Genomic DNA, 18,345 nt, shown 5'->3' with positions numbered 1-18,345 from the left:
AGCCTGGCGGCATTCGACCTTGTTCGCACGCGCGGGGGATCGTCGCGGGGTACCCCTGACCCGTATTCTGACTCTTCAACGAGGACAGCGGGGAGCGCACGTGGCCGTCGACAGCAGCAACCGCGAGGCCTATCTGAAACGACTGCGCCGGGTGGAGGGACAGATCCGGGGCCTGCAGCGGATGGTCGAGGAAGACAAGTACTGCATCGACATCCTCACCCAGGTGTCCGCGGCGACGAAGGCCTTACAGGCGTTCTCCCTCGAACTGCTCGACGAGCACCTCGCCACCTGCGTGGTCGCGGCCGCGGCCGCCGGTGGCGACGAGGCCGCGGTGAAGGTGAAAGAGGCGTCCGACGCCATCGCCAGGCTGGTCCGATCCTAGGGGTACCCCCGTAGGGTATAGTTGTCGGTGTCCACGAAGGAGACACCGATGCACGGCTACAGCGGCGACAAAGACGATTACCTGAAGCGACTGCGGCGGATCGAAGGGCAGATCCGCGGCTTGCAGCGGATGGTCGAGGAAGACAAGTACTGCATCGACATCCTGACCCAGGTGTCGGCTGCCACCAAGGCGCTGCAGGCGGTCTCGCTCGGGCTCGTCGACCAGCACCTGCACCACTGCGTCGCCGAGGCGGTCGCGGAGGGCGGGCAGGCTGCCGACGACAAGGTTCGCGAGGCCAGCGCGGCGATCGCCCGTCTCGTCCGGTCGTAGGGCGCCCGGGGTGAAGACAGCGCGCGCTCTCGCCGCCTACGCCGCCGCGCTGGTCCTGGTCGGTGGCGCCGCCTACGGGCTCGGCGCGGCGGTCGGGCCGATGGACGTCGAGCAGCCCGCGCCGCATGGCGACTCGGGCGGCCACGGGACCGCTGGTGAGCCTGCTGTCGCCTCAGCTCCGGTCGGCTTGTCCGCGTGGAGCGGCGGCTACGCCCTCGTGCCGAGCGCGACGGCGCTCACGGCGGGCGCCGCGCAACCCTTCACCTTCCGCGTCACCGGCCCGGGTGGCAAGACGGTCACCGACTTCGAGGTCGCGCACGAGAAGGAACTGCACCTCATCGTCGTGCGCCGCGACACCGCCTGCTACCAGCACGTCCACCCCGAACGCGCCGCCGACGGCACCTGGTCGGTCCCGCTCGCGCTGCGCAGGCCCGGCAGCTACCGGGTCTTCGCCGACTTCGTCCCGCGTGGCGGCCCCGCGTTGACCCTGGGCGTCGACGTGATGGTGCCGGGCGACTTCCAGCCGGTCACACAGCCGGAGTCGTGGCTGGCGAAAGTCGACGGCTACGAGGTGCGAGTCGGCCGCGAACTGATCGCCGGACACGCCTCGAAGCTCACCGCCACGGTCACCAAGGACGGCAGGCCGGTCGCGGATCTGCAGCCCTACCTGGGTGCCTACGGCCACCTGGTGGCGCTGCGCGGCGGCGACCTCGCCTACCTGCACGTGCACGCGGAAGCGGGCTCACCCGGTCCGGACGTGCCGTTCGTCGCCGAAGTCCCGTCCGATGGCACCTACCGGGTGTTCTTGGACTTCAAGCACGGTGGTGTCGTGCGCACCGCCGAGTTCACGCTGACCACGTCGCCGGAGCACGGCGCCGACGGACACACACACGGCTGAGAGGCCCCGACGTGACCACGAACCTGACCAGGACAGCCGAGATCGAACTCTCGATCGGCGGCATGACCTGCGCGTCGTGCGCGAACCGGATCGAGCGCAAGCTCAACAAGCTCGACGGTGTGACCGCGACGGTCAACTACGCGACCGAGAAGGCGAACGTCATCTTCGCCGAGGACATCGACCCGCAGACCCTGGTGGCCCAGGTCGAGGCCGCCGGGTACACCGCGCAACTGCCCACCAAGCAGGCGCCCGAGCCCGAGGAACGCGACACCCTGCGGGACAGGCTGCTCGGCTCGGCCGTGCTCTCCGTCCCGGTGGTCGCGATGGCCATGGCGCCCGCGCTGCAGTTCACCTACTGGCAGTGGGTTTCGCTGGCGCTGGCGTCCCCGGTGATCGTGTGGGGCGCGTGGCCGTTCCACCGCGCGGCGTGGATGAACCTGCGCCACGGCGCCGCGACCATGGACACGCTGGTCTCCATCGGCACACTCGCCGCCTACCTGTGGTCGCTCTACGCGCTGCTGCTCGGCTCGGCCGGTGTGCCGGGCATGACGCACCCGTTCGAGCTGACCATCGCGCGCGGGGCCGGTGAGGCCATCTACCTGGAGGTTGCCGCGGGCGTCACCACGTTCATCCTGGCGGGCCGGTACTTCGAGTCCCGCGCCAAGCGGCGGGCCGGGGCCGCGCTGCGGGCGCTGCTCGACCTGGGCGCGAAAGACGTCGCGGTGCTGCGCGATGGTGTCGAGACCCGCGTGCCGGTGGGCCAACTCGCCGTCGGCGACCGGTTCGTCGTGCGGCCGGGGGAGAAGGTCGCGACCGACGGTGTGGTCGCGGAGGGCACGTCGGCGATCGACGCGAGCATGATGACCGGCGAGTCGGTGCCGGTGGAGGTCGGGCCGGACGCGGCCGTCGTGGGCGGCACGGTGAACGTCGGCGGCAGGCTGGTCGTCGTCGCCAAGAACGTCGGTGAGCGGACGCAGTTGGCCCGGATCGCCCGCATGGTCGAGCAAGCGCAGACCGGGAAAGCCGCGGTCCAGCGGCTGGCCGACCGGGTCTCGGCGGTGTTCGTCCCGGTCGTGATCGCACTGGCCGTCGCGACGCTGATGTTCTGGCTTGGCGCCGGCGCGTCCACGTCGGCGGCTTTCACCGCGGCGGTGGCGGTGCTCATCATCGCCTGCCCGTGCGCTCTGGGGCTGGCCACTCCGACGGCGTTGCTCGTCGGCACCGGCCGAGGCGCGCAACTGGGAATCCTGATCAAGGGCCCGGAGGTGCTTGAGTCGACCCGGCGGGTGGACACGGTGGTCCTCGACAAGACCGGCACGGTGACGACGGGTCAGATGTCCCTTGTGGGCGTTCAGGTCGCCGAGGGCGAGGATGTCGAGACGGTGCTGCGGCTGGCGGGGGCGGTGGAGGACGGGTCGGAGCATCCGATCGCTCGGGCGATCGTGAAGGCCGCGCGCGACAAGGTCGGCGTTTTGCCTCCCGTCAAGGACTTCTCGGCCATCGAGGGCCGGGGCGTGCGTGCCAAGGTGTCCGGCGAGTTGGTGACTGTTGGCCGCATGCTCGACGCCGGCCTGCCTGCCGAGTTGGTGACGGCCAAGGCGGAGGCAGAGGGTCGTGGCCACACGGCCGTTGTCGTGGCTTGGGACGGCCGGGGGCGCGCCGTGCTGGTCGTGGCCGACACGGTGAAGCCGACTTCGGCCGAAGCGGTGAAGCTGTTGCGGGCGTTGGGATTGTCGCCGGTGCTGCTGACCGGGGACAACGAAGCCGTGGCTAGGAGCGTGGCCGCGGAGGTTGGGATCACTGAGGTGATCGCTGGGGTGTTGCCGGAGGAGAAGGTTGAGGTCATCGCCCGGCTGCAGCGGTCTGGCAAGGTCGTGGCGATGGTGGGTGACGGGGTCAACGATGCAGCCGCGCTTGCTACCGCCGACCTTGGGCTGGCGATGGGGACCGGGACGGATGTGGCGATCGAGGCTGGGGATCTGACGCTGGTGCGTGGTGATCTACGGGCGGCTGCGGACGCGATTCGGTTGTCTCGGCGGACTTTGCGGACGATCAAGGGGAATTTGTTCTGGGCGTTCGCTTACAACGTGGCTGCGTTGCCGTTGGCTGCTGCCGGGTTGTTGAATCCGATGTTGGCTGGGGCGGCGATGGCGGCTAGTTCTGTGTTCGTTGTGACGAACAGCTTGCGGTTGCGGGCTTTCCACTGAGCTTGGCGCGGTGGGTGGTGGTTTGGGTGGAGTGGTTGCTTTGGGGCCCTACGAAGGAGGACCCCTGTTGTGGAAGAGCGGGTGGGGACCTTCGGCCCACGACCACGGCAAGTTTAGGGGTCTCTCCTCACGCCCAAAGAGACCGCTCCACCCAAACGGGCCGTTGGGATCGGCCCCTTGCGTTTCGGTCGTTGGAGATGCTTGAGAGTTCAGCTTCGTCTTACTGTGGGCTTTCCGGAACGATCAGGACTGGGCGGTGGGCGGTGCGGCTCAGGCCTGCGCCCACCGAGCCTCGGGTGACGCGCACGGGGGTCCAGTGTTTGTGGTGGCCCACCACGATCATCATCGCGTCGTGTTCGTCCGCTGCGGTCTTGAGGGTGGGGACCGGTTCGCCGACCTGGACCGCGTACGTCCAGTGGCCTTCATGGGTGGACAGGGCACGCTCTACGTTTCCGCGTAGTTCGGTGAGGGCGGCTTCGGCGTGTTGTTCCCAGTCCGCCGAGTCCGGGTCGACCGGGTAGTCGCGCAGGTCGATCGCATGCACCACCCGCAGGTCCGCGCCCAGTTTCACCGCGAGGTCGGCGGCGACCGCCAGGACTTTGAAGCTCAGGTCCCGGTGGTCGACGCCGACCACGAGTGTGGTCATGGTTTGCGGGCGATCACTATGTCGCGGACGATGGCCTGGTCGACTCGGTGTTCGAAGGCTCGGTACGGTCCGTCGTCGAGGGGGGCGAGGCCGGCGCGGGTGAGGATTTCGAGGGTGTCCGCGCGGGGGGCGACGTTGGTGTTCACCGCGATCCCGATCGACCCGCCGGGCCTGAGCAGCTTGGCCCAGGCGGGGGCGGCCTCGCGGAGCAGTTCCAGTGGGGTGCGCTGGAGGGCCTGGCCCGCGCGGCTGCCGTGTTGCACGCCATAAGGGGCGTCGGTGACGATCAGGTCGACGCTCTCGGGGCGGTGGAAGTCGCGGGCCCTGGTGGTGTCGGCGTTGACGTAGGTCAGCGACAGGGCGTCGCCCGCCTTGTAGCTTTCCTTGCTCAGGCCGATGGACGCCTGCAGCCTGCGGCCCAGGTGCTGCTTGTCCCGGCGCACCTTGACGACCTCTGCGTGGTGCTTGATCCGCTTGCGCTTGAGCCAGGTCTGCAGGAACGCGGCGTACGCCTCGAAGTCCTTCTGGTCGAGGTCGATGCCCGCGGCGTCGTAGCCGTACATGATCGCCTGGTTGAGGGTGGTGCCGCGCCCGCACATCGGGTCGAGCACGGTCAGGCGGTGGTCGAGCATGTCGCGGGCCCGGGCCGACGACATGAGGGTGATGTTGAGCAGCAGCTTGGTGAACAGCTCGTTCGTCTTGCCCTGGTACTTCAGGATGGTGATCAGGTCGCTGTCGAACGCGTCGAGGCGGTGGAGGGGGACGGGCTCGAGCAGCTTGCCGTCGAGCCGGAACAGCGCGTACATCGACGACAGGTTCGCGAGGTAGGCGATGTCCGACTCGTCGAGCGTGTCGGCGGTGAAGGTGACGTAGGGGACGCCGGCGAGTTCGGTGCGGGCGATGTCGCCGATGCGACCGTCCACGACGGACTGGTTGAACACCTCGAGTTCGGCCACGGTGAGCGCGACCGACGAATCGGCGTACACACGGTTCGTCGAGGGCAGGATGAGAAGTGCGTAGTCGGCCATGTCTCCCGCACGGTCACTAGGATTGTCAACTCACTGATCCTAGAGCTTCCCGCCTAGGTCAGCCGACCGATGTCTCGCGTTCATGATCGGGAGACCGTTGAGGGGCAGTTTTCCCTTCGACGTTGGAGCCCGCCATGACCCTGCACCCGCTGCCCACCTCGCACGACGAGACCCACGACGAGTGGAACCTGCGGGCGCGGGGCGAGACGCCGGCGCAGCGGCTCGACCGAAACTACGGTGAGCTGCTTCAGGAAGTCCGGGTCGCGCAGACCGGTGTGCAGTTCCTGCTGGCGTTCCTGCTCGCGCTGGCGTTCACGCCGAGGTTCGCCGACATCACCGAGTTCCAGCGGTGGACTTATGTGGCCAGTCTGATCATGGGTGCGGCCGCGACCGCGCTGCTGATCGCGCCCGCGCCATTCCACCGACTGGTGTTCCAGCGCAGGCTCAAGCGCAAGCTGGTTCGAGCGACGAGCTGGTTCACCCTGTCCGGACTGTGTTTCCTGATGTTGGCGCTCGGCTCGTCGATGATGCTGATCCTCGACGTGGTGCTCGGCACCGGGCAGGCGCTGTGGATCTCCGGCGGCATCATGGCCTGGTTCATGACCTGGTGGATCGCGGTGCCGCTGTGGAACCGGCACCGCTTCGGACACCGGCTGGTGCGGTCGCGTCAGCCCGACTCGCGGTAGCGGCCCGCGGCCTCGCGGGCGATGTCGATCCGGGAGGCCACACCCAGCTTGGCCAGGATGTGGGAGACGTGGGTGCCGACCGTCCGCTTCGAGAGCACGAGGCGGGCGGCGATACTCGGGTTGCTGAGTCCTTCCGCGACCAGCGCGGCGATGCGGGACTCGGTGGGGGTGAGGCTCTCCCAGCCGGTCGTGGCCTGGCGGTGCTTGACCCGCGGGCCCCGGCGGATGCCGTGGGCGTGCAGCTCCGCACGCAGCCGCCCGGCATCCCATCGGGCGCCCAGGGTGTCGTAGAGATCGTCGGCGCGGGTGAACGCGGCCCGAGCGGAGGCGACGTCGCCGCGTTCGGCGAACTCGACCGCCGCGGCGTGCATCGCGTGCGCGCGGGGGAGCGGTCGACCCGCCTCCGCGAAGTGGTCGGCGGCGAGCAGCAGCGTCGCCGGGTCGTGGGCGAGCAGGCCGCGGCAGAGCAGGGCACCGCCCACCCGGTGTGGGATGTCGCTGTGCTCGGCGAGTTTCTCCGCGAGCCCGGTGACGTAGCCCGCGGCGCCGAGATCGCTGGCCCGCACGGCGAGGTGGACGGCTTCGGGGAGCAGCTCCTCCATCTCCTCGAGCTCTTCGGCACCCTCGCCCAGGCAGGCGAGGAGCCCGGCGAGGGCCTCGTCCGGGGCGCCGCGGTGTTGGGCGTCGAGCGCGCGGGCCAGCGCGAGTGAGCCGACGACCCGGTTGCCGATGCGCGCGGCGTTGGGTTCGGCGGCGCGCAAATGGTCGCGGGCGGCGTCCGGGTCGCCCCGGTGCAGGGCGATGACGGCGGCGATGCCGTGGTCGCAGCAGGCGACGCCGGGGTCCTTGGCCTCCTCGGCGACCGCGGCGACCTCGGCGAGCGCGTCGCCCCAGCGGCCGACGTCGAAGAGCAGCTCGCTCAGGGCGCTCTGTGCCTGGGCGAGGCGGACCAGGCTGCCGGTGTCGTCGGCGAGGCGGCGGACCTGGTCGGCGGCGGCAAGGGCCTCGTCGTAGCGGTCCAGGTCGCCGAGCGCCACGACACGGTTGATCTGCAGCAGCAGCCGCAGGTCGATCAGCGAGGGGTCGGGGCCGGTCACCGCGAGAGCTCGGTCGAACAGCGGCAACGCGGCGGTGACGTCGCCGCGCATCATCGTCACGATGATCAGCACGTGCAGCGCCCAGCCGGTGGACCAGCGGTCGTCGGCTTCGGTCGCGGCGGCGAGCGCGTCGGCCGCGACCGCGCCCGCGACGTCGACTTCGCCCAGGTCGCGATGGGCGCGCGCGGTCAACACGAGCAGCCGTGCACGGTGCCGGGCGGGCAGGTCCGGGCGGGTGAGCGCGGCCGCGAGCGCGGCGAGGGACTCGGCTGACCGGCCTGCCATGGCCCGACACTGCGCGAGCGTCCAATGCAGGTCGGAGACCAGGTCCGGGTCGGTGGTGGCGTCGAGCGCGCGGGTGGCGACCTGTTCGGCGCGGGCCGTGTCGCCGGTGCGGCAGAGGGCTTCGGCCAGTCGGCAGGCCAACGCGCCGGTGTGGATCTCGGCGCGGTCGAGGAGGTCGATCGCGACGGCCGGAGCCTGGGCGATGAGAGCGGGCGCGGCGTCGGCGAGCCAGGTGGTGGCCCACTCGTCGAGTCGGGCGCCGCCCGCGCGGAGAAGCTGCTTCGCGACGCGGTGCACCGGCGCGCGGGCGGCGGCCAGGGCCCGCGCGGCGTCGTGGTGCCACGCGGCGCGGACCGGGCCGGGCAGATCGTCGTAGAGGGCACCGCGGATCAGCGGATGGCGGAAGGCCAGGTTGGTGCCGGACTCCCGGAGCACCCCGGCCGCGCGGGCCTCCTCGAGGTCGTCGACCAGCGCGGTGAAGCGCTCACCGAGCACGGTCGCGACGTCGGCGAGGTCGAACTCGACGCCGAGCAGCGCCGCCGCGCGCAGCACGGTCCGGACCCGCTCGGGCAGGAAGTCGAGCCGGTGGGCGATGGCGGCGGTGAGGGTCGCCGGGGTGCGGTCGGTGGTCACGTCGGCGTGCCCGTCGACCCGGGTCAGCGCATCGCCGCGGCTGAGGGCGTCGATGAGTTCGGTGACATACAAGGGATTCCCGGCCGCGCCATCGGCCAAGGCGCGGAGAGTGGCACCGGGGGCTGCGCCCGCGAGCGAGCGCACGAGGTCGGTCACCGCGATGTCGGACAGCTTTCCCACCCGCAGCACGCCGCTCGTGCCGACCGCGCGGCGCAGGGCGAGCAGTTCGGCTCGGCGCGGGACCTGGCGGGTGATCCCGATCAGCAGCAGTGGCAGTTCGTGGGTCGAGCGGGCGAGCCTGCACCAGAGGGCGACGGTGGACCGGTCGGCCCACTGCAGGTCGTCGACGACGAGGACGACCGGTTCGGCCGCGCAGGCGTCGTCCACGAGGGCGAGGATCTGTTCGGTGGCGGCGGTGACCGGGTCGCCCGCTCCGGTCTCACCGCGCAGCAGCCGGGCGACGGCGGCGCGGCGTGGGCTGTCGCCTTCGCGGACCCGCAGCGCGTCGAGCAGGGGCAGCAGTGGGAGGGCCTGGCCCAGTTCGTCGCCCGCGCCCCAGAACACCTGGCACCCCGCGCGCGCCGCCCGCGCCGTGGCGACGCGCAGCAGGGTGGTCTTGCCGATGCCGGGTTCGCCCTCGATGAGCACGGCCTGGCCGTCGCCTCGGCGCACACGGTCGACCCAGCCGTCGAGACGGCTGAGTTCGGCGTCGCGACCGACGAACGGGTCCATCCGACAACGATAGAGACGTGAACTGTCGGTGAACAACCGTGTACGCACCGGTTAAGCCGGATGGACCAGGGGATCGTCCATCCGACGCCCGCTCGGCATTGGCCGTCGATTCACGCGGCGTTGTCCGGGCCGTAGATCACCGCTGTCAGGCTCCTCGTCGATCAACCTTTCGCGCACAGCGTTCACGTCCGACGAAATGCCCGGAATCCTGGCTTCTGTACGGAGGAATCATGCGGATCAGGCGATCGGTCGCCGCGTTCATGCTGCTGGCGGCGAGCGCCCTGGGGGCGCTTGTCATCGCGGGCACGGCCAACGCGGACGACCCGGAGATGACCCACAACCAGGTCGAGATGACGCACAACGGCACAGACATGACGCATAACTGAGTCCGGCTAGAGGAAAGGCGCTCCCGTGCCCGGGGGCGCCTTTCCTCTGCCTCAGTCCTCTTGGTCCGCGACGAGCTTCCCGCCCTCCAGGAACGTCTTCATGGCGGACAGGATCATGATCCAGCCGCCGCTGGTGCCCTCCAGCATCTTGCTGTCCGGGCTGTCGAAGCCGTCGTGGGTGATGGTGAGCTTCATGCCCATCATCGGGATCTCCGCGGGCTCGATGTCGAAGCTGACCTTCGAGCGCTCCTTGACCGCCTCGGCGAACTCCTCGTCGGAGTCGAACAGTTCGCGGTGCGTCGGCTGCAGCGTGTGCCAGGTGTAGGCGAGCCGCTTGCCGGGCACGGCTTCGAGGACCTGCTGGTCCATGTCCTCGAACTCGCCGTCCGGCATGGACTTCCACAGGACCGGCGAGCCGACCTTCCAGTCCGACTTCGGCCCGGTGCCGCCCATGTAGATCTTGATGAACTCGGGGTCGGTGAGCGCGCGGTACAGCTTCTCCGCGGTGGTCTGGATATAGGTGACGTAGACGAACTCGGGCTTGCTCATCGGTGGTCCTTCCAGGACGTGCTTGAGGTGGGACAGCGCGGCCATTCGGTCGCGTTCGTACTTCCCGATCCACCGGTCGGCGATCTCGTGGATGGGCACGGGATTGAGGTAGTGCAGCTTCTCGCGGCCATGCTTCACGGTGCTGACGAGTGAGGCGGCTTCCAGCACCGCGAGGTGCTTGCTCACCGCCTGTCTGCTCATCTCCAGTCCCTCGCTGAGCTCGCGCAGGCTCAGCCCGTTGTCGGCGTTGAGCCGGTCGAGCAGCTGCCTGCGGTTCGCGTCGGCGAGCGCCTTGAACACCGCGTCCATGACCGCCCCCTTCCCGGCCATGATAAGCAACCAAATGGTTGCATGTCTACCCGGTGACGACTGTCAGTAGCCTGCCGGTCGTGGTGGGGAGGGGAAGACGGGTCCAACTCGCCCAGCGCGGCGGTGACGAAGCGTGCCGTCCCCGCCGCCACGGACTCGGCGTTGCGGGTGGTCGCGGTCGTGATCGCCGTGGCGGAGCGGTCGACGCCGACGTAACGGCCGGTGTCGAGCCGCTCGCACACCATCGCCGCGGCGACACCGCGGCCGCAGCCGATCTCCAGGATCCGGTCCGCGGGCCGCACGTCGATGGCGGCCACGGCGGAGCGCAGGCGCTGCGGCGGTCTGGTGCTCACGGAGACTCCCTCGGCACGGGAACTGGTGGGTCCTCCTGAACGACCACTCGGGTATAGCAGGCCCGCGTGACCCCGGCAGGCCGCGCCTTGACGATCACCCGCGCTTCTCGGAAGGCTCCCCCCATGGCACACCGCACCAGCCGCGTCGTCGGCGTCCTGTTCAGCGTCATCGCCGCGACGCTGGTCGCCACCGCGACTCCCGCGCTGGCGCACAACTCGCTCAAGTCCAGTGACCCGAAAGCCGACTCGGTGCTCGACGCGGCGCCTGCGGCGGTCACGCTGACCTTCACCGAGGAACTCACGCCGGGGGAGACGACCCTTACCGTCACCGGGCCGGACGGGGCGGTCGCCTCTGGTGACGCGGGGGTCGCCGGCGCGACGGTCAGTGTGCCGTTCAGGCCGACCGTGCCCGGCGCCTACAAGGTCGCCTACCGGGTCACCGGGCACGACGGCGACGCGACGTCGAACAGCCTCACCTTCACCCTCAGCGCCGCCGCCGTCCCCACCACGACCACCGCGGCACCGAATACGACCACCAGCGCTGTGGCGCCGACGACCACCGCTCCCCGGGGCGAATCCGACGTGGTCGACTCCGACACGCAGTGGTGGCCCGTCGCCGCCGGGGTGCTGGCTCTGGTCGCACTCGGTGTGCTCCTGGCCGTCCGGCGCAAGCGCGCCGACTAGCGCACGATGCGCGATGCGCCGGGCCGGGGCGAGCGGGCAGTGTTGACCGTGTGGAGCCCTCCATCTCGCGCAGTACGCCCGTCGCCGCCGCCGCGGACGCCGTGTGGTCCCTGGTCAGCGACCTCCCGCGGATGGGGGAGTTCAGCCCGGAGAACATCGGCGGCTACTGGGTCGACTGCCCTGGCCCGGCGGTGGGGGCCAAGTTCCGCGGCACCAACCGCAACGGCGCCAAGCAGTGGTCGACCCAGGCCACCGTGGTCGAGTGCGTGCCCGGCAGGCTGCTGACCTTCGACGTGCGCACCTCGTTCGGCGTGCGGGTCTCGCGGTGGTCCTACGTGATCGAGCCGACCGAGACCGGCTGTGTGCTGACCGAGAACTGGTACCGGGTGGGCAGCTGGTTCATCCGGCGCTTCCTCGGCCCCAAGGTCACCGGGCGGCAGGACCGGCCGGGCTTCAATGTCGAGTCGATCGAGCACACCCTGGCGGCCGTGAAGGCGCACGCGGAGCGCTGATCAGGCCTGTGGCAGGTAGTCGGGGCTGCGGCCGCCGCCGAGGCGGTACCCACAGTGGACGAGCACGAGCTCGCAGAACATGGAGTTGGCCCAGGAGAACCATTCGCGGGTGAACTTCGTCGGATCGTCGACGTGGAAGCTCTCGTGCATCATCCCGGTGCCGCCCGTGGTGTCGAGCAGCAGCGCGATGATCTCGGCCTGCTCCTGCGCGGTCGTGGCCGTCAAACCCTGCACGCTCAACGCGATCGGCCACACGTGGTCGCGCGGCGTGTGCGGGCTGCCGATGCCTTTCGCCGCGCTGCCCTGGAAGTAGTACTGGTTGCGCGGGCTGAGCAGGAACTTGCGCGTCGCCTGGTAGACCGGGTCGTCCACGCCGACGCAGCCCAGGTAGGGCAGTGACAGCAGGCTCGGCACGTTGGCGTCGTCGAGCAGCGCGCTGCCGCCGAACCCGTCGACCTCGTAGGCGAAGATCTCCGTTCCGCCCGGGCCCTCCACTGTGCCGTGGTCGGCCAGGCCGTCGCTCATCTCCCGCTGGAGCCGGTCGGCGTCGGCGGCGAGGTTGTCGTCGTGGAGCAACTCGCGGGCGATCTCGGCGAGCTGACGCATCGCCTGCGCCGCGTAGAAGTTGCCGGGCACGTTGAACCCGGCCTCGCAGGCGTCGTCGCTGGGTCGGAACGCGCTCCACACCATGCCGGTGGGCCGGGTCAGTCTCCCCTTCCCGTGCCGGTTCAGCGTGTTGCGGCCGCTCGCGAACCGGCCGCCGCGGCGGAACGTGTAGCTCGACCGGTGTTCGTGGTCCTGCTCGGTGGTGAACGTCTGCACGATCCGCGCCGCGGCGACCCGGAACGTCGTCTCGCACCAGTCGGTGCTGCCCGCGGACTTCCACAGCGTGTAGGCGAAGTCGATACCGTAGGTGAGCGAGTCGATCTCCCACTTGCGCTCCCACACGATGGGATCCATCGGGGTGCGGTCGGAGTGGTGGCCATGGCCGTTGGGTTCGAGGTTGAACGCGTTGGCGTACGGGTCGATCGAGATGTAGCGCCAGTGCCGCAGCAGCAGTCCGTTGAGCAGGCTGAGCAGCTCAGGGGCGTCGTCGAGCAGGTAAAGCAGCGGTTTGAGCTGGGCGGCGGAGTCGCGCAACCACATGGCGGGGATGTCGCCGGTGATGACGAACGTGGTCCCGTCCGGCTGCTCGGACACCGTGGTCTCGGCGGTGTTGCGAAGGAACCTCGTGACGGCGTCGGCGATCTCCGCCCGGCCCGTGACCTCGGTGATCCGGGCGGAGACCTTGCCCAGCAGGTCAGCCCTCAGCTGCGCCACGGTGGCCTCCCGATGATCGGCTCCATCACCCGATCTTGCCACCGAACCGGCCGCGGGCACCCGACGATCAAGACTTGGCGGTCTCCCACAGGCCGACGACGTTGCCTTCGGTGTCGGTGAAGTACGCCGCGAAACCCATCTCGCCGACCGGCATCTTCTCGACCGCGGTCTTGCCGCCCAGCTCACCGATCTTCGTCAGGGCGTCGTCGATGTTCTCGACGTCGATGACGATGACCGGCGAGGTGAAGGACTTCTCGGCGTCGCGCTGGGCCATGCCCCCGTTGATGTATCCCGATTCGGTCGGGCCCTGCTCGGAGGTCGGGCCCGAGGAGACGATCGTGTAGTCCATCCCCGGGAACGCCTCGACCTTCCAGCCGAACGCTTCCTGGTAGAACGTCCTGGCCCGGTCGCCGTCGTCGAACGGGACCTCGAAGTGCACCACTCGGCCGGTCATGTCCGTCCCTCCTCGCGAAGTACGTACCGTCCGACGTTAGTAGGACACGCGAGAGGGGGCGAGCCGAGCAGCCCGCCCCCTCTCGTCGGTCATCGGGTCAGGAAGTGGCCCACTTGCTCTGGCACGCCTTCAGATCGGCCTTGACCTGCTGGCCGCGGTCCACGATCACCGGCACGGTCTCCAGGACCTTGCCGTTCTTCTCGCAGGTCAGCGTCCAGTTCTCGATCAGGCCGCCCGCCGTGTGCTCCTGACCGTCGAACAGCGACGCGGTGAGCGTCCAACTCGGCGCGATCGACGACGCGTTGACCACGCGCAGGACATAGGTGCCCTGTACCGGGTTCGTCAGCAGCACGCGGTCCTTCACACCGACGAACGCCACCGACTTGCCGACCTCGGTGAGCGAGCCGTCCGCGTTGCGCAGGTAGACGTAGAGGTCGAGGTCGTCCGGGGTGGGCCAGTCGAGCTTCACCTCGAAGGCGTCGGCCGCTCGGTCGACCACGAACGTCTTGTCGGTCTCCATGAGCGGCAGGGTCGTCCCGGTGAAGACCTCCTGCTTGAGCGGCGTCGTGTCGAGCAGCCGGTACTGCTTGGCCTGCACGACCGGGCGGGTCGACGGGTTGACGTGCCAGGTGTAGCGGCCGTCGGGGCCCACCACCATCGACGTGTTCAGCCGGTCGGTGATGTGGCCCGACCACGTCGGCGACGCGAACTCCTTGCGCAGACGCAGCAAGGCCCCCGCGGGCGCCTTGCCCGCGATGACGGAGTGGGTCGCGGTGTCGACGGCGTTGCCGAGCGCGACCAGGTAGGCCTCACGGTTGCCCTTGCCCGCGTAGGCGCCCGCGCCCAGGTACTCGTCGATGACCTTGGGGAACGGCGGGTGGAACTCGTCCGGGCCGATCTCGAAGGTGTAGCCGAAGCCGCCGGTGGCGTTGTAGGACCAGTCCTCGGTGGTGCCGGTGGTGTCGTAGAGCTCCCAGCCGTGCTGGTTCTTGTACCCGTTCTGCGCGGTCATGTTCGCGCCGAGCGCCTTGAGCGCCGCCTCGTCGGGCGCGTCGCCGACCGGCAGGCCGCCGGGTCCGATGGTGTCGGGGTGCACGCCGTTGGGCCGCAGGACCAGGTTGGAGAACGTGTGGTTGGTGATCAGGGTCGTCACGTGGCGGCCGCTGACCAGCTCCCGGATGTTCTGCGTCTCCGGCTCGCTGAACGGGCCCGCGCCGCGGTAGGTCGGGTCGGCGAACAGGTCGGACGCGCCGGGGCCGCCCCAGAAGCCGCCGTAGTTGCGGTTCGGGTCGACGCCGATGCCGAAGCCGCCGGGGCTGGTGGCGCCCGCGAGGGCACAGGTGCCGTCCGGGGTGTCGACGCCGTCGATCACCCGGCAGTTCTTGCGCTTGTACGCGTTGCCCGGGGTGCCGAGGATGGTGGCGGTGCCGCCGTCGTCGGTCTCGCGCAGGTCGATGAGGGCGCCATCGGTGCGGGAGCGGTCGAACCCGTCGACGTTGACGACCGGCACGACGAGCACCCGCGCCTTGTCCAACAGGGCGGTGATGCGTGCGTCCCGGCCGTAGTTCTTCACCAGGTCGTAGGCGAACTCGATCGTGTGCTCGCCGGAGGGCCACTCGCGGGCGTGGTGCACGCCCATGATCGCGAACACCGGCCTGCCATCCTCGGGGGCCCGCACGTCGCGGCCGATCTCGACACCGCGCACGGTGTTGCCGTCGAGCGACTTGTGCGGCAGGTCGAACGGCTTGACCAGGTCGGGTCGCATCGTGACCAGGGTCGTCATGTCGCTGTTGTAGTCGGCGAGCGTGCGGTAGTTGTCGCGGCCGCTGGGCAGCGGGGACACGGCGGTGACGTCGGCGTACGCCTTGTTCGCCGCGTTGACCTGGGCCTCCCGGGCGACCATGTCCGGGATGCGCACCTGCCAGGTCAACCCGGCCCGCCGCAGCGCGTCGGCGTCGGCGGCGGTGTGCAGCACGACCTCGACGTAGTTGTGGCCCGCGTGCTCGGTGAGGTCGAGACCAAGTCGGGTGAGGAGCGTCTTGTGGGCGCGCGTCGGGGTGTCGACGGTGACCAACTGGACGGGGAACGCGGTGTTGTCGGCACCAGCGGGCGCGACCGTGAAGGCGACGGCGGCCGCGGCGACCGCGAGCACCGACATCCGTTGGAACCTGGACGAGCGACGGATCACAGGGAGCTCCTCCGCAAGGCGGGTCGGATGACGCCGCGGACCCTCGAGCGCGGCACGGACCTGCGTGTTTCGCCGCCCGTGCGCCATTCAACGACGCCGGGGGTGTCGCGTTACGGTCATCCGGCCCAGGACAGTCGGCCGCCCGACATTCGGATCACCCGTCTCACGAAAAGACGAACCCGGAGACACACCCGTCATGAACACGGACAAGATCGTTCTATGGGACGGTGAGCGGGAACCCTGGTCGGGCGGGCCCAGCCCGAAAGCTCCGATCGACTCGTGGCCGCGCTGATGCTGGCCCATGTCGTCGGCTTCAGCGTGCTCTGGCAGTGGCTCGCGGCGGCGGCCCCTGCGTGGTTCCGTCTCGCCGGGCTGTTTCCAACCGGGATCCTGGTTGTGGTGATCTTGCTGGTCGTCTGCCGCCGACGGTCCACGGCCGCGCGCTACGTGGTCACCGACCAGCGGATCCTGCTGCGCGGGAGGAAAAGTGTGGACGCCATTGCCCTTCGTGCGCTTGCCCCGCCGATGGTGTTCGCCCGGCGCCCGGACGGCACCGGAACGATCAGCTTCGGGCCACCGAGTCGCCTGCCGCACTTGTTCGCGACGGTGCTGCGGGGGCCGGCCGAGCGCGGCCCACCACCGCACGCAACTCGTCCAGATCCCGGACGCGACAGGAGTTCAGCAGGTCATCCAGGCGGCTCAGCGGGGTTGAGGCCCGAGGAGATCAGCGCCATCACCGACGAGTCGGCCAGAGTGGTCGTGTCGCCGACCGCCCGGTTCTCCGCGATGTCGCGCAGGAGCCTGCGCATGATCTTGCCGGATCGAGTCTTGGGTAGTTCCGGGACGACCAGGACCTGGCGGGGCTTGGCGATCGGGCCGATCTCCTTCGCGACGTGGTCGCGCAGTTGGCTCGCGACTTCGGCGTCCTGGCCGCCGCGCAGGATGACAAAGGCGACGATGCCCTGGCCCGTGGTCGCGTCGGTGGCGCCGACGACCGCGGCCTCGGCGACGCTGGGATGCGAGACCAGGGCCGACTCCACCTCCGTGGTCGAGATCCGGTGCCCCGACACGTTCATCACGTCGTCAACCCGCCCGAGCAGCCAGATATCACCGTCAGCGTCGTACTTGGCGCCGTCGCCGGCGAAGTAGAACCCGTCGAAGCGCGACCAGTACGTCGAGCGGAACCGCTCCTCGTCGCCCCAGATTCCGCGCAGCATCGACGGCCATGGCTTGTCGAGGACCAGATAACCGCCCCCACCGGGCCCGACCTCGACCCCGGCGTCGTCCACCACGCGTGCCCCGACGCCGGGGAGTGGCCGCTGCGCCGAGCCGGGTTTTGTGCTGGTGACGCCCGGCAGGGGGCTGATCATGATCGCGCCGGTCTCGGTCTGCCACCACGTGTCGACGATCGGGCAGCGTTGGCCGCCGAGGTGTTCGCGGTACCACATCCAGGCTTCCGGGTTGATCGGCTCGCCGACCGAGCCCAGCAGCCGCAGCGACGACAGGTCGTAGCCCGCCGGGATCTCGTCGCCCCACTTCATGAACGTGCGGATCAGGGTGGGCGCCGTGTAGTAAATGGACACCCCGTACTTCTGGATGATCTCGAAGTGCCTGCCCTGGTGCGGGCTGTCCGGCGTGCCCTCGTAGACGACCTGCGTCGCGCCGTTGGCCAGCGGGCCGTAGACGATGTAGGAGTGGCCGGTGACCCAGCCGATGTCCGCCGTGCACCAGTACACGTCGGTTTCCGGTTTGAGGTCGAAGACCGCGTGGTGGGTGTAGGCCACCTGGGTCAGGTATCCGCCGCTGGTGTGCAGGATGCCCTTGGGGTTTCCGGTGGTGCCCGAGGTGTAGAGGATGAACAGCGGGTGCTCGGCGTCGAACGCTTCCGGGGTGTGGGTGTCGGACTGACCGTCGACCAGGTCGTGCCACCACACGTCGCGGCCCTCTGTCCACTCCACAGTGGACCCCGTGCGCCGAACCACGAGGACGTGCTCGATCGACGCGCATCCGGCGATCGCCTCGTCGGTGTTGGCCTTCATCGGGGCGGCGTTGCCCCGGCGGAACTGCCCGTCGGAAGTGATCAGCAGCCGGGCTTGGGCGTCGTCGACGCGGGAGCGCAGCGCGGTGGGGGAGAACCCGCCGAAGACCACACTGTGCACCAGGCCGAGCCGGGCGCAGGCGAGCATCGCGTAGATCGCCTCGGGGATCATCGGCAGCTGGATCGCGACCCGGTCGCCCGCGCGCAAACCCAGTGACACCAGCGCGTTCGCCGTCTTCGACACCTCACGCAGCAGGTCGGCGTAGGTGATCGTGCGCCCGTCGCCCGACTCGCCCTCCCAGTGGATCGCCACGCGGTCGCCAAGGCCCGCCTCGACGTGCCGGTCGACGCAGTTGTAGGCGACGTTGAGCCTCCCGCCGACGAACCACTTGGCGACCGGTGCGTCCGACCAGTCCAGCACGCTCGACCATTCGGACTCCCACGACAGCCTGCGCGCCTGGGCCGCCCAGAAGCCCTCCCGGTCGGCGTCGGCCGCGGTGTACCAGCCCGCGTCCACGTTCGCGGCGGCCGCGAAGCCGCTGTCCGGCGCGAACGTGCGCCGCTCGTCCATCAGGTTCGACAAACTGTCCGTGGTCATCGCGTTCTCCCGCCGTCCCGGTGCGCAGGC

Annotated in this window: 17 protein-coding genes; 8 read left to right on the top strand and 9 right to left on the bottom strand. The window is 69.8% G+C overall.

Going from position 1 to position 18,345, the window contains the following annotated elements; all coding sequences use genetic code 11:
* Window positions 1–100: 100 nt before the first annotated feature.
* Genes GPZ80_RS22035 through GPZ80_RS22020 form a run of 4 tightly spaced genes read left to right on the top strand, consistent with a single transcriptional unit; the run spans window position 101 to window position 3,817 of the window.
* Window positions 101–382: a metal-sensitive transcriptional regulator gene (locus GPZ80_RS22035; protein ID WP_187222903.1), complete on the top strand. Its 282-nt coding sequence runs from the start codon at window positions 101–103 to the stop codon at window positions 380–382.
* A gap of 48 nt (window positions 383–430) precedes the next feature.
* Window positions 431–712 (top strand): metal-sensitive transcriptional regulator, encoded by a 282-nt coding sequence (locus tag GPZ80_RS22030; RefSeq protein WP_187222902.1) that lies wholly within the window; start codon window positions 431–433, stop codon window positions 710–712.
* Between the two features lie 10 nt (window positions 713–722).
* A complete protein-coding gene (locus GPZ80_RS22025) occupies window positions 723–1,610 on the top strand; it encodes a DUF8832 domain-containing protein (protein WP_187222901.1) in 888 nt (295 codons plus the stop codon).
* Between the two features lie 11 nt (window positions 1,611–1,621).
* Window positions 1,622–3,817, top strand: coding sequence for a heavy metal translocating P-type ATPase (locus GPZ80_RS22020; protein WP_312880492.1), 2,196 nt, complete (start codon window positions 1,622–1,624; stop codon window positions 3,815–3,817).
* 220 nt (window positions 3,818–4,037) lie between these two features.
* On the opposite strand, the gene GPZ80_RS22015 is transcribed toward GPZ80_RS22020, so the two are convergent.
* Window positions 4,038–4,463, bottom strand: coding sequence for a universal stress protein (locus GPZ80_RS22015; protein WP_187222900.1), 426 nt, complete (start codon window positions 4,461–4,463; stop codon window positions 4,038–4,040).
* Complete coding sequence (locus GPZ80_RS22010; RefSeq protein WP_187222899.1) at window positions 4,460–5,491, bottom strand: TRM11 family SAM-dependent methyltransferase; 1,032 nt, start codon at window positions 5,489–5,491, stop codon at window positions 4,460–4,462. Before GPZ80_RS22010 ends, GPZ80_RS22015 begins: the two co-directional genes overlap by 4 nt.
* A 134-nt stretch (window positions 5,492–5,625) precedes the next feature.
* Between GPZ80_RS22010 and GPZ80_RS22005 the strand changes: the two genes are divergently transcribed.
* On the top strand, window positions 5,626–6,177 hold the full coding sequence (locus GPZ80_RS22005) for a DUF6328 family protein (RefSeq protein ID WP_187222898.1): 552 nt from the start codon (window positions 5,626–5,628) through the stop codon (window positions 6,175–6,177).
* Here the strand turns inward: GPZ80_RS22005 and GPZ80_RS22000 are convergent.
* Entirely contained in the window at window positions 6,159–8,924 is a 2,766-nt protein-coding gene (locus GPZ80_RS22000) for a helix-turn-helix transcriptional regulator (protein WP_187222897.1), read from the bottom strand. The two genes, GPZ80_RS22005 and GPZ80_RS22000, sit on opposite strands and share 19 nt — an antisense overlap.
* A 230-nt stretch (window positions 8,925–9,154) precedes the next feature.
* Here GPZ80_RS22000 and GPZ80_RS21995 point away from each other — a divergent pair, with 230 nt between their 5' ends.
* Window positions 9,155–9,310, top strand: a complete 156-nt coding sequence (locus tag GPZ80_RS21995; RefSeq protein ID WP_187222896.1) for a hypothetical protein — start codon at window positions 9,155–9,157, stop codon at window positions 9,308–9,310.
* A gap of 51 nt (window positions 9,311–9,361) precedes the next feature.
* Here GPZ80_RS21995 and GPZ80_RS21990 read toward each other — a convergent pair whose 3' ends face one another.
* Window positions 9,362–10,168 carry an ArsR/SmtB family transcription factor gene (locus GPZ80_RS21990; protein WP_187222895.1) on the bottom strand — a complete coding sequence of 269 codons (807 nt, stop codon included), beginning with the start codon at window positions 10,166–10,168 and terminating at the stop codon, window positions 9,362–9,364.
* A complete protein-coding gene (locus tag GPZ80_RS34075; RefSeq protein ID WP_376771709.1) occupies window positions 10,090–10,413 on the bottom strand; it encodes a hypothetical protein in 324 nt (107 codons plus the stop codon). The genes GPZ80_RS21990 and GPZ80_RS34075 overlap by 79 nt, the downstream gene beginning before the upstream one ends.
* A 231-nt stretch (window positions 10,414–10,644) precedes the next feature.
* Here GPZ80_RS34075 and GPZ80_RS21980 point away from each other — a divergent pair, with 231 nt between their 5' ends.
* Window positions 10,645–11,205: a copper resistance CopC family protein gene (locus tag GPZ80_RS21980; RefSeq protein ID WP_187222893.1), complete on the top strand. Its 561-nt coding sequence runs from the start codon at window positions 10,645–10,647 to the stop codon at window positions 11,203–11,205.
* Window positions 11,206–11,255: 50 nt separating this feature from the next.
* Window positions 11,256–11,717: an SRPBCC family protein gene (locus GPZ80_RS21975; RefSeq protein WP_187222892.1), complete on the top strand. Its 462-nt coding sequence runs from the start codon at window positions 11,256–11,258 to the stop codon at window positions 11,715–11,717.
* Here the strand turns inward: GPZ80_RS21975 and GPZ80_RS21970 are convergent, their stop codons facing one another.
* The 4 genes from GPZ80_RS21970 to acs all read right to left on the bottom strand — a co-directional run bounded on the left by GPZ80_RS21970 (window position 11,718) and on the right by acs (window position 18,315).
* Window positions 11,718–13,037 (bottom strand): glycoside hydrolase family 125 protein, encoded by a 1,320-nt coding sequence (locus tag GPZ80_RS21970; protein WP_222719693.1) that lies wholly within the window; start codon window positions 13,035–13,037, stop codon window positions 11,718–11,720. It abuts the gene before it with no gap.
* A 67-nt stretch (window positions 13,038–13,104) separates the two neighbouring features.
* A complete protein-coding gene (locus GPZ80_RS21965; RefSeq protein WP_187222891.1) occupies window positions 13,105–13,491 on the bottom strand; it encodes a VOC family protein in 387 nt (128 codons plus the stop codon).
* 97 nt (window positions 13,492–13,588) lie between these two features.
* Complete coding sequence (locus GPZ80_RS21960) at window positions 13,589–15,679, bottom strand: M14 family zinc carboxypeptidase (protein ID WP_222719692.1); 2,091 nt, start codon at window positions 15,677–15,679, stop codon at window positions 13,589–13,591.
* A gap of 686 nt (window positions 15,680–16,365) precedes the next feature.
* Window positions 16,366–18,315, bottom strand: coding sequence for an acetate--CoA ligase (acs, locus tag GPZ80_RS21955; RefSeq protein WP_187222890.1), 1,950 nt, complete (start codon window positions 18,313–18,315; stop codon window positions 16,366–16,368).
* Window positions 18,316–18,345: the final 30 nt, after the last annotated feature.

The organism is Actinokineospora xionganensis (assembly GCF_014323725.1).
Taxonomy (GTDB): domain Bacteria; phylum Actinomycetota; class Actinomycetes; order Mycobacteriales; family Pseudonocardiaceae; genus Actinokineospora; species Actinokineospora xionganensis.
The sequence above is the reverse complement of the archived record's forward strand: the minus strand, read 5'-3'. Positions and strand labels throughout refer to the sequence as shown.

Excerpts from the sequence above, each read along its gene's own strand:
- GPZ80_RS21995 (WP_187222896.1), top strand. The coding sequence starts at position 9,155 with ATGCGGATCAGGCGATCGGTCGCCGCGTTCATGCTGCTGGCGGCGAGC.
- GPZ80_RS22005 (WP_187222898.1), top strand. The coding sequence starts at position 5,626 with ATGACCCTGCACCCGCTGCCCACCTCGCACGACGAGACCCACGACGAG.
- GPZ80_RS21990 (WP_187222895.1), bottom strand. The coding sequence starts at position 10,168 with ATGGACGCGGTGTTCAAGGCGCTCGCCGACGCGAACCGCAGGCAGCTG.
- GPZ80_RS21980 (WP_187222893.1), top strand. The coding sequence starts at position 10,645 with ATGGCACACCGCACCAGCCGCGTCGTCGGCGTCCTGTTCAGCGTCATC.
- GPZ80_RS22030 (WP_187222902.1), top strand. The coding sequence starts at position 431 with ATGCACGGCTACAGCGGCGACAAAGACGATTACCTGAAGCGACTGCGG.
- GPZ80_RS22015 (WP_187222900.1), bottom strand. The coding sequence starts at position 4,463 with ATGACCACACTCGTGGTCGGCGTCGACCACCGGGACCTGAGCTTCAAA.
- GPZ80_RS21965 (WP_187222891.1), bottom strand. The coding sequence starts at position 13,491 with ATGACCGGCCGAGTGGTGCACTTCGAGGTCCCGTTCGACGACGGCGAC.
- GPZ80_RS34075 (WP_376771709.1), bottom strand. The coding sequence starts at position 10,413 with ATGGTGTGCGAGCGGCTCGACACCGGCCGTTACGTCGGCGTCGACCGC.
- GPZ80_RS22010 (WP_187222899.1), bottom strand. The coding sequence starts at position 5,491 with ATGGCCGACTACGCACTTCTCATCCTGCCCTCGACGAACCGTGTGTAC.
- acs (WP_187222890.1), bottom strand. The coding sequence starts at position 18,315 with ATGACCACGGACAGTTTGTCGAACCTGATGGACGAGCGGCGCACGTTC.
- GPZ80_RS22000 (WP_187222897.1), bottom strand. The coding sequence starts at position 8,924 with ATGGACCCGTTCGTCGGTCGCGACGCCGAACTCAGCCGTCTCGACGGC.